This window comes from Oikeobacillus pervagus, from assembly GCF_030813365.1.
In the GTDB taxonomy this organism is placed as follows: domain Bacteria; phylum Bacillota; class Bacilli; order Bacillales; family DSM-23947; genus Oikeobacillus; species Oikeobacillus pervagus.
The window spans coordinates 1-9,736 of sequence record NZ_JAUSUC010000070.1; the positions used below are offsets into that span (position 1 = coordinate 1).

General features: G+C 34.6%; 12 protein-coding genes and 1 pseudogene. 5 read left to right on the forward strand and 8 right to left on the reverse strand.

Annotation, left to right across the window (positions count from 1 at the left end; translation table 11 throughout):
* Window positions 1-140: pseudogene (locus J2S13_RS17005) on the reverse strand (IS4 family transposase); the annotation flags it as partial.
* Between the two features lie 346 nt (window positions 141-486).
* Here J2S13_RS17005 and J2S13_RS15785 point away from each other — a divergent pair.
* From J2S13_RS15785 to J2S13_RS15795, 3 genes are all read left to right on the forward strand, one after another.
* Window positions 487-993, forward strand: coding sequence for a ferritin (locus J2S13_RS15785; protein WP_307258801.1), 507 nt, complete (start codon window positions 487-489; stop codon window positions 991-993).
* A 334-nt stretch (window positions 994-1,327) separates the two neighbouring features.
* Window positions 1,328-1,531: a cold-shock protein gene (locus J2S13_RS15790; RefSeq protein WP_307258802.1), complete on the forward strand. Its 204-nt coding sequence runs from the start codon at window positions 1,328-1,330 to the stop codon at window positions 1,529-1,531.
* 294 nt (window positions 1,532-1,825) lie between these two features.
* Entirely contained in the window at window positions 1,826-2,026 is a 201-nt protein-coding gene (locus J2S13_RS15795; protein WP_307258803.1) for a cold-shock protein, read from the forward strand.
* Window positions 2,027-2,076: 50 nt separating this feature from the next.
* On the opposite strand, the gene J2S13_RS15800 is transcribed toward J2S13_RS15795, so the two are convergent.
* Complete coding sequence (locus J2S13_RS15800; protein ID WP_307258804.1) at window positions 2,077-2,520, reverse strand: DUF2935 domain-containing protein; 444 nt, start codon at window positions 2,518-2,520, stop codon at window positions 2,077-2,079.
* Between the two features lie 275 nt (window positions 2,521-2,795).
* Between J2S13_RS15800 and J2S13_RS15805 the strand changes: the two genes are divergently transcribed.
* Window positions 2,796-4,142: a sodium-dependent transporter gene (locus J2S13_RS15805; RefSeq protein ID WP_370874051.1), complete on the forward strand. Its 1,347-nt coding sequence runs from the start codon at window positions 2,796-2,798 to the stop codon at window positions 4,140-4,142.
* 391 nt (window positions 4,143-4,533) lie between these two features.
* On the opposite strand, the gene J2S13_RS15810 is transcribed toward J2S13_RS15805, so the two are convergent.
* Window positions 4,534-4,788 (reverse strand): alpha/beta-type small acid-soluble spore protein, encoded by a 255-nt coding sequence (locus J2S13_RS15810; RefSeq protein WP_307258806.1) that lies wholly within the window; start codon window positions 4,786-4,788, stop codon window positions 4,534-4,536.
* A gap of 162 nt (window positions 4,789-4,950) precedes the next feature.
* On the opposite strand from J2S13_RS15810, the gene J2S13_RS15815 reads away from it, so the two are divergent.
* Complete coding sequence (locus tag J2S13_RS15815; protein ID WP_307258807.1) at window positions 4,951-5,961, forward strand: DUF1646 family protein; 1,011 nt, start codon at window positions 4,951-4,953, stop codon at window positions 5,959-5,961.
* A 46-nt stretch (window positions 5,962-6,007) separates the two neighbouring features.
* Here the strand turns inward: J2S13_RS15815 and J2S13_RS15820 are convergent, their stop codons facing one another.
* The 5 genes from J2S13_RS15820 to J2S13_RS15840 all read right to left on the reverse strand — a co-directional run bounded on the left by J2S13_RS15820 (window position 6,008) and on the right by J2S13_RS15840 (window position 9,323).
* Window positions 6,008-6,940: an IS3 family transposase gene (locus tag J2S13_RS15820; RefSeq protein ID WP_307258815.1), complete on the reverse strand. Its 933-nt coding sequence runs from the start codon at window positions 6,938-6,940 to the stop codon at window positions 6,008-6,010.
* Window positions 6,838-7,326, reverse strand: coding sequence for a helix-turn-helix domain-containing protein (locus J2S13_RS15825; protein WP_307258810.1), 489 nt, complete (start codon window positions 7,324-7,326; stop codon window positions 6,838-6,840). The genes J2S13_RS15820 and J2S13_RS15825 overlap by 103 nt, the downstream gene beginning before the upstream one ends.
* Window positions 7,327-7,670: 344 nt before the next feature.
* Window positions 7,671-7,976: a YrvL family regulatory protein gene (locus J2S13_RS15830; protein WP_307258811.1), complete on the reverse strand. Its 306-nt coding sequence runs from the start codon at window positions 7,974-7,976 to the stop codon at window positions 7,671-7,673.
* 107 nt (window positions 7,977-8,083) lie between these two features.
* The gene (locus J2S13_RS15835; RefSeq protein WP_307258813.1) at window positions 8,084-9,085 is read right to left on the reverse strand and encodes a S8 family serine peptidase; all 1,002 of its coding nucleotides are present in this window, start codon (window positions 9,083-9,085) and stop codon (window positions 8,084-8,086) included.
* Entirely contained in the window at window positions 9,078-9,323 is a 246-nt protein-coding gene (locus J2S13_RS15840; RefSeq protein ID WP_307258814.1) for a hypothetical protein, read from the reverse strand. Before J2S13_RS15840 ends, J2S13_RS15835 begins: the two co-directional genes overlap by 8 nt.
* Window positions 9,324-9,736 lie beyond the last annotated feature (413 nt).

Consider the following 9,736-nt stretch of genomic DNA (forward strand, 5'->3'; position numbering starts at 1 on the left):
AGCTGAAATAAGTAAGAACAGCTGAAACCAAAGGATTTTTTAATTCCTGCTTGGCGTAAGTGTTTATTCATTTCAAGCTCAGAAAAAACAGAATCAAGTTCTTTTGGTAGTTGATTATATTGGCTATTTTGATCTATCATATAGGGGACACCTCTTCTGTATGGTAGTGTTTTCTAGTCAATTACACTATACCAAAGAATGAGGTGTTTTTTCATTTTAAAAAAACATTGTCAAGCAACATATTTAATAGATATTAAATACAATACAGCCAACAATTAGCGCTTATTTTTCTGGTGCGAAAGTTGAGTTATAATAATTACTTCAATAGGATTTTTTAAGAGAAGGCTGTGCTAAGGCCCATGTTGATTTAATAACTGTGTTGATGGGGGCGGAAATGAACAGCCAAGTTTATTAACAGTGTCCAATAGAAAGGAAACAATGCAACAATCATGATGGAGATTATATTAAGTGAAGGGAGTTTTTTTATTGTTATCGAATAAATTAAGAGATACATTAATTGATCAAATGAACTATGAATTTTACTCTGCCCATGTTTATATGGCGATGGCCTCCTATTGTTCATCCGAAAACTATGATGGATTTGCAAACTTTTTCCTAGTTCAAGCAGAAGAGGAACGGTTCCATGCTATGAAAATCTACAATTATATTAATGATCGTGGTGAACATCCGATTATTAAAGGATTTGGAAATCCGTCCAATGAGTTCGACTCCTTACTAGATGCTTTTGAAAGAGGGTTGGAACATGAAAAAGAGGTCACAAAAAGAATTTATCACCTATCAGATATCGCATGGGATGAACGAGAACATGCGACAATTGCTTTCTTGAAATGGTTTATTGATGAACAAGTGGAAGAAGAGGCCACATTCGACAGCATTATTCAAAGATTAAAACGAATCATCAATGACCCGAATGCTCTATTTATGCTTGATACTGAATTTAGTAACCGTTCCTTTACTCCGCCAGCTGAGTAAGAACGTTTTCTTGTCCAATCTCCACACAACTACAATGAAGTTTATTCGCTTAGATAAAAGGAAAAGCTCTGTATGCAGGGCATTTCCCTTTTACCTAACAAAGTGTTCATTTAGGTCTTTCTATGCTGACTATAATTGGTTTCTTCAAACTTTCTCCCTAAATCAGTCGGTTAAATTGGAATTCGTTTGTCAATTGATGTATACTTGATTTAGATCATAAATTTTTTAGACTGCACTTATTATTAGAGTTTACAGCATAAAGTGTTGTTTTCTATAATAAGTATTTTTTTATGGCCTTGATCTCTTTTTTTAAAACAATGGAAGGTGTGAGAAAATGGCGTTCGGTAGAAGAAACCTTGAGGAAATCGTCACTGAGGAGACAAAAGTTTGGGAGTGCACTTCAGAGGATTGTAATTGTTGGGTAAGAGACAATTTCAAAAGTAGTGAAAAGCCGGTATGCCCTATTTGTCATAGCGAAATGAGCCCATCCACTAAAATGCTACAGGTCATTGAAAACCACAGCAAACATACATTCTAATTCATGATAAATATTTGACTTTATACATCTTTTAGGATACTATTACACATAGACTAATAAGTTCGTTTAAATAATTTTTTGGAATATAAAAGTCGTAGCTACAATGAAATGTGGGCGATTTAATAGTCCTAATTCCATTGGACTACGGCTTTTTTGCATAGGCATTGTTGCATTCGCAGTCTGTAAATAATGAAGACTTCAACGACCCTTCAAAAGATTATCGTTTAACAGCGCCTTACAAAAATTTTTAAATTAACTTATGGTGAAATACGGTCAACTCAAGGAGGAAGACAAATGTTAACAGGTAAAGTAAAATGGTTTAACGCTGAAAAAGGCTTTGGATTCATCGAAAGAGAAGGCGGAGACGATGTATTCGTACATTTTTCTGCTATCCAAAGTGAAGGATTCAAATCTTTAGACGAAGGCCAAACGGTTACTTTTGAAATCGTTGAAGGAAATCGTGGACCACAAGCTGCTAACGTACAAAAAGCATAATTTGCTTAATAAAAAAATGATGCTCCCTTATGGGTAGCATCATTTTTTTATTATGATTTCTGTTCGGATTGTACTCCATATAGTAATGTTTGGGCAATTCCTATAAAGTATTCAGACTCACGAATAATATGATTCAACACTACCTTTGCGGTAGGGTTTTTACTCACAGCAGCACTTTCATCTTTTATTTGCCGACATAGTTTTATAAAATCTAAACTTTGCTGTAAGCAGAAAGAGATGAGCTGTAGGACTTGTTGATAAAGCTGTGTCGGTACATAGGATCCTGTGCGAATGATGGATTCAATATAGCGAACGATTTTTTGATGTGTTTCTGAAAGTGCCTTCTCCCATTCCTTTAAAGCTTCTACAAATTCGGGCTCCAGTCCAGTTACTAACTCACGAATGACGACTGTATGTTCTTCCTCTTGATGCTTCCAAAATTCCGCTTCATCCAAGATTCTTAATGGCATTTGTTGCCCGTAATAGAATTGCATATTTCACCATCTCCCCATTACGTCCTCATTTCAATGTATGGGGGCAATTGTTCATATATGCATCTCTTCTTTCATGCATCTTACCTTCTTTTCTAGATTCTTTTCAAAAAATAATATATAAAATAAACTTCATTCAGCGGGGGTTTATTGCCCGTTAAGCTGGGATAATAAAATATATTTGGAAACGGTGTTTTTTGTAGTGTAAACTAGGATAGTACATAATTCTTGACCTAAAATACATTCTCGTATTCATATCAAGTTAGAAAGGAGGAGGAATGGTGACGGACAGAAAGGAACAGTGGTCTTCTAAATTAGGGTTCATTCTTTCATCTGCTGGTGCCGCTATTGGGTTGGGAGCGATTTGGAAGTTCCCCTATGTAACTGGTATGAGCGGTGGTGGAGCCTTTTTTCTTCTCTTTATTATTTTCACCCTATTAATTGGTCTTCCTATGCTTATTTCTGAATTTGTAATTGGACGTGGTGCTGGGAAAGAAGCCATTAGTGCTTATAAATCCCATGCCCCCAACAGTTTATGGGTAAATATTGGACGTCTCGGTGTCCTTGGATGCTTTCTGCTATTATCTTTTTACTGCGTTGTCGGCGGTTGGGTTTTAATTTATAGCGCTTTATCCATTGTCGGCGGGGTGATTGATAAAGGGGCCAATTACCCTGAACTATTCGAGATGGTGACAAGTAGTCCTAAGTTAACCATTTTGGGCCTAGCAATCTTTTTAGTCATGAATATAGTCGTCGTATCATTAGGTGTTCAAAATGGAATCGAAAGAGCAAATAAATACATGATGCCATTGCTCTTTATCTTTTTCATTATTTTAGTGATTCGTTCCTTAACATTAGAAGGAGCTATGGAAGGAGTAAAATTTTTCTTACAACCGGATTTCACGAAGATTACGAGTGAGGCCGTACTGTATGCCCTTGGACAATCCTTTTTCGCATTAGCCGTCGGATTTTCCTGTATGGTAACGTATAGCTCCTATTTAGACAAAAATGTGAGTATCCCTGCATCTGCAAGCTCTGTTGTGTTTATGAATATATTCGTTTCACTACTTGCAGGATTGGCCATCTTCCCAGTTGTCTTTTCTTTCGGTTTCGAGCCGACAGAAGGGCCAGGACTTTTATTCATTGTCCTTCCTTCCGTTTTTTCGCAAATTCCATTTGGTGAATTATTTTTAAGTCTTTTTCTATTGCTTTTCCTATTTGCAACATTAACTTCCTCTTTTAGTTTGCTTGAAATTATTGTTGCTGCGTTTACCGCTAATGAAAAGAGACAGCGGAAAAAGGTTTCCTGGTTGGCAGGAATCATCGTATTCATTGCTGGAATTCCGGCTGCCCTTTCATTTAGCGTGTTAAAAGACTTTCATCTTTTTGATAAAACCGTTTTTGATGCAACTGACTATCTCGTTAGTAATATCATGCTGCCTTTAGGAAATTTAGGCATCGCTCTTTTTATTGTATATAAAATGGATCAGACCATTACAAAAGAAGAATTTCTACTTGGAAATACACTTTCCCCATCGACATTTGCCCTTTGGCACAATGTAATGAAATGGATCGTTCCCATTACCATCATCATCGTGTTTTTAAGCACATTAGGCATTATTTAGAACAAAAGAGAAAGCTTGATCACTTATCTTTTATCCCACCTTAACAGGCAGTAAAACCTCCATCTCCAAATGATGTGGAAACAAAAAAGATAGGTGGAGGACAACGGATCTTAAAGGTCCGATAAGTTCAACTAACATTCAGTGGGAGATGAAAAAACCCACTGAATGTTAGTTGAACTTTAGGAAGAATAAACTTTTTTCATGTATAATAACTACTAAACTGGAAAAGATGGGAGATATGATGGTTCTTTTACCATTGTATTCCCCCTTTTTGTGCTATTGGATGAGTCCGATAGCTTTTTTCTATTTAAAAGGAAAGTTTTCACCTATTTGGGTAAACTTATCTTTTTTTAAGATCGTCTCTTTGTAAAAATTGACTGGCCAAGATTTCTTATTTTTTACGGATCAATTGTTGCTCTGCCATTTTAATCATTTCTCGAACCATATTTCCACCAAGCTTTCCACCAATTTTCCCTGCTTCTTTGGATGTCAAATTTCCGTTATCCCCTTTATTTAAAGGAACCCCCATTTCATTAGCGATTTCAAACTTTGCTTGATCTGGTTGGTTTGTGTCTGCCACTTTCGCTTTTAATCTGTCTAGTACTTGTCTTGCTTCTGGAACGAGAATTTTATTGTTTCGTGCCATCTCTTCACCTCTTTTCCTCTTTATTATTTCCAAATTCATCAAAGGTAGTTCACAGAGAGGTCCCCTTCAAATAAGTTGTTTTTTAACCCTGGAATATTTTAATGGACAACCTCATACATTTACTATTATTCCATGACTAATCATGAAAGTAAGGGATTTGAAATGATAGGATTAATAATCGTTTTCTTATGTGTTTTATTTCTTCCGTTTACGGTCAAGCCCATTGAAAAAAATTTAGAAATCTTTTTATTCTTAATGGGCTTATTTGCCGTATATATTGGTGAGGGGTTATCATCTGAGCTTTTCTGGGAGGCTTTACAAAACCCTATTTATATCTCTGGAGCGGTTCTTCTCGCAGGATTATTATTTAAATGGTTCTATCTTCCTTTAGAAACAGGCATTTTATCGTTCAATCGTAAAATGAACCCTCGATTATTTTTAGCATTTGTTGTCATCGTTTTAGGATTCATCTCAAGCATTATTACAGCGATTATTGCCTCCCTAATTTTAGTCTTAATTGTCACGATTTTAAGACTGGAACGGGAAGCAGAAGTTCGCTTCATCGTGCTCGCTTGTTTTTCCATTGGAATCGGTGCCGCCTTAACTCCTATAGGGGAACCTTTATCTACATTAACGGTAAGCAAATTAAATCAAGACTTTTTTTACTTAATAAGATTGATAGGTATCGATGTAACGGTGGCGATTTTGACCTTTGGGTTTTTAACAGCTATCGTTGTCGATCCTAAGGAAAGTAAAGGAGGATATTCACACCATCAACAAATCGAAAACTATTCAGACATTTTTCTACGAACCATAAAAATCTATTTATTTGTTATGGGACTTACGTTATTAGGGGAAGGGTTTGAGCCCTTGATTCGAACCTATTTACTTGGACTTTCTCCTACCTTTCTCTATTGGGCAAATATCATTTCAGCTATTTTAGATAATGCAACTCTTGCTGCTGCTGAAATCAGCCCTGAAATGAATGAATTCACCATCCAAGCCATCCTGCTCGGTCTTCTTATTAGCGGAGGAATGCTAATCCCAGGCAACATTCCCAATATTATCGCCGCAGGGAAATTGAAAATCACAAGCAAAGAATGGGCCGCGTTCGGCATCCCCATTGGCATTTGTGCCATGACCATCTATTTTATCGTCATTTTTTTGATATAAAAAAGCCCCGGGGGAAGGTGGTTACCCCCAAAAGTTAGAGTTTTTATTATGAAGCTGATTGGCTAGATTGAGTTCGGTATTCGATCGGACTCAATCCGGCCAATTTTTCTTTTGATCGTTCATGGTTATACCAGTAGATGTAATCTTCTATTCTTCTCTTTAATTCTTCATAACTTACTAATTCTTCTCCGTAATACATTTCTTGCTTTAAAATGCCAAAGAAATTCTCCATCGAAGCATTGTCTGCGCAGGTTGCTTTACGTGACATACTTTGAAACACTTTATTTTCTTTTAATGTCTTGACCCATTGGTTGTGTTGATAATGCCAGCCCTGGTCTGAATGAATGGTGGTGCGATAAGTTGCACGATTCTTTATTATCCCGATCGTTTCTTTCAAAGGGTCCATGACAAGATCTAAAGTTGGACGTTTCTTCATTTCATAGGCAATAATTTCACCATTATAAAGATCAAGAATTGGATTTAAATATAACTTTTCTTCGCCTAGGCATTTGAATTCTGTTATGTCTGTTACTAATTTTTGCAGTGGAATAGATGTATTGAAACGCCGGGATAGCCGGTTTTTTGCCACTTTTCCAACGTTTCCCTTATACGAATTATATTTACGGGATTTCCGAATAAATTTCACACATTTTAATCCCAGTACTCGCATAATCCGATACACTTTTTTATGGTTGATCACATATCCCAGTTTCTTTAATTCTCTCGTGATCCGTTTGTATCCATAACGTTCATGGAACTTTTTAAATAGGTCTGTAATGATGTTTTTTAATTCCGCGTCTGAATCTTCTCTGCCAAAGTTTTTCACGTGATAGTGATAGGTTGCTTCTGGAATATCTACAACAAGAAGAATATCTTTTAATCGGAATCCTTCTTTTTTGAGGTCGAATGCGATCTTTGCTTGTGCTTTTCGTAGAAGGCATTCGGATTCTCCCGAAAAGCTTTCAACTTTTTTAGATATGCATTTTCTAGCCTTAGTAGTTCATTCTCACGTTCTAATTCTTCCACGCGTGTTATTTTCTTTTCTTCCTTTTTCCTTTGCTTATTAGGTTTCTTAGACATAGAAGGTCGACCCTTTAATCTTGGTTTCAGGCCTTCTATCCCTTGATCACGAAAAGCTTTTAACCAGCGTGCAATTAAGGAAGGATTGTTCAAATCAAATTGAACAGCAGTTTCTAAATAAGAAGCACCTGTCTTTAACATAAATTGTACCGCATCTAATTTAAATTGAACAGAATACTTCTTTTTCGTCTTTCTTCGTTTTAATCCATCCATGCCCTGTTCTTTATAAGATCTCACCCAATTTTTTAATGGGGAAGGACTAGGCATATTATATTTTTTCGCCAATAATTTATATCCAAGGGTGTGTTTTCAGCAAAAGCGTAAAAAGCAAACGAGCAAAACGTGTAAAATTCGTCTTGACGTCTACAAAGGCTTCTTTGAAAGCTGAAAATACTGATCTATCAACGATGTATAAAATCCTGCATAGAGATTCTAAGGGGAAGAAAGAGAAACCCCTTGATTGGTAAGGGGTTTTTGCTAGTGGGCACTTCCTCCTTTTGGATTTATGTGAACTAGGTTTGTATAAAGCATTCACATATGTTTAATGATTTATTTTTAGGATTTAAATTTATTATCTATTTCTTTAAATTCCTCACTATCAATATCTGGTGGTTCATCCTCATCTTTTCTTAATTTCCAACCAATAAAAAGGTAAGAGCTGTATTCAAAATAAATGGTAGCCATCCTTTACTCGTTTGAAGTATGCCAACAGATTTTAAAGCTTTTGGTATTGCATCTGTAATAAAAGCAAGAGGTATTTCAAGGAATAAATACAAAATAAAGAACAATACTAAATCCAATAATGAATTATATTGGAAACCTATTATTCTTAAAAAGATGTATTCAAAAAATGCAATAAAGAGTAATATTATCAGTACGATAGAAATAGAGATACCTACAGTTTTAAATTTATTGATATGAACTGCCTCCTTCAAATTATTTTTCTCAATATTTAAATTAGAACAGGTAATTATCATTACCAATTATTAGTTAAAAAATGATTTATATATATAAGGAACCTGAGAAAGTCTCTCTTCTTATTTTATTTATTCATCATCATTAAGGAACTATATGCATTCACTTTTCCTTCTCCAAAATAATTGTCTCTACCAGGCTTACCGATATCAGAACTTCCCTTCTCTAGATATTTAAGCGCTTTATTAACAGAAGGCTTATTACCTGTTCGTTCTGTATACTCTGAAATAATAAGAGCTGCCGTAGCACTGACTTGTGGTACGGCATAACTTGTTCCTTCAGTTAGTGTGTATCCTTGAGGAATTCCAAGTGATTGATCTAAAGGTGTATTCATTTGATTAATTGGAAAAGTTGTTATGATCATTTCATTTGTATTATTGGATCCATTATCATCAAAAAGAGAGCCGCCAGGCGCAGAGAAATCAACTTCTTTACCAAAGTTTGAATAATAGGCTAAGTTATTATTCTTTGTATTACTTGAATCTGTTATAACATTATGTAAACCACCGGGTAAGTGCTTAAATTTAGGCTCTTTCAATTCATCCAAATCAAATCCATCATTTCCGGCAGAGGCTATTACAACAAACCCTTTTCTTTCTGCATATTTTACAGCTTTTTTATATGCCTTAATCAGTAACTTATCTTCTTTTTCTGACTTAATAAAATAAGTACCGAGGCTTAAGTTAATCACATCATTATCATTATTAGCTGCATCAATAATAGCATCTATCACCCATACTGATTTCCCTACCTCATTTCCAATAACTTTGTAAGGAACAATTGTTGTCTCTGGAGCAATACTTGACATTATCCCAGCAATAGTTGTGCCATGACCTAATTCATCAGTAATATCCATGTCATTTGTGACATAATTTTTTGCTAATGTTAAATCAATATTTTCTTTTATCAATGGGTGTTCTATATCTACTCCACTATCTATTAAAGCAATTGTGGAATGTTCCCCTGTATCAATAGATAAATTCTTATAATCACTTGTCACATCTTTTAAATACCAATTAAAAGGCGTAAATGTTTCAGAATTTAGTGATGGAAACTCGATATTAGTCAAATTGATTAGATTCTTTAAACTCATCGAGTGTTAATTGCTTCACTTCGTTTAGAATTCTATTTGGTGTAACGGTATCTTCGTAAGGCGAAATGAGATCTGGTAATTCCCCTTGTATATCTATATATTCTATTATTTTATTTTCAATTTTATTTACATCTATATTTTTAGAATTCTCTACATATATTAATCCAATATCTTCGATTGCTGTTACATTCAAAGACGGGTATTGGTTTTTCATTATTTCTAAAACTTCTTTTAAACCGGAAATGAGACTAATATGAAAAAAATACTTAGAAGAACAAACAAATACTTTTTACTTAAATTCATTTTCCTACCCCATTTTATACAAATTTAAAATTTCCAAATATTCAGTAGTATATCATATAAATGTGTAGAAAATTGTGATAAATTGTAAAAAATAAGTTAATCGAAGTTTGAATTTGTTAAATATATGAAAATATTGAAATTTTTGTCCAATTAAAATAATAGTGTGATATATTATGATTTGTGAAAAACGTTCACAAAATATTAAAAAAGTTTAGAAGAGAGGTATAATTAATCCTAGATTATTCACCGACAAATACAAAATTCCACTGAAATGCTGACTTACCGGCTTTTCAGTGGAATTCTCTTTTTCACTTATTAGATGAA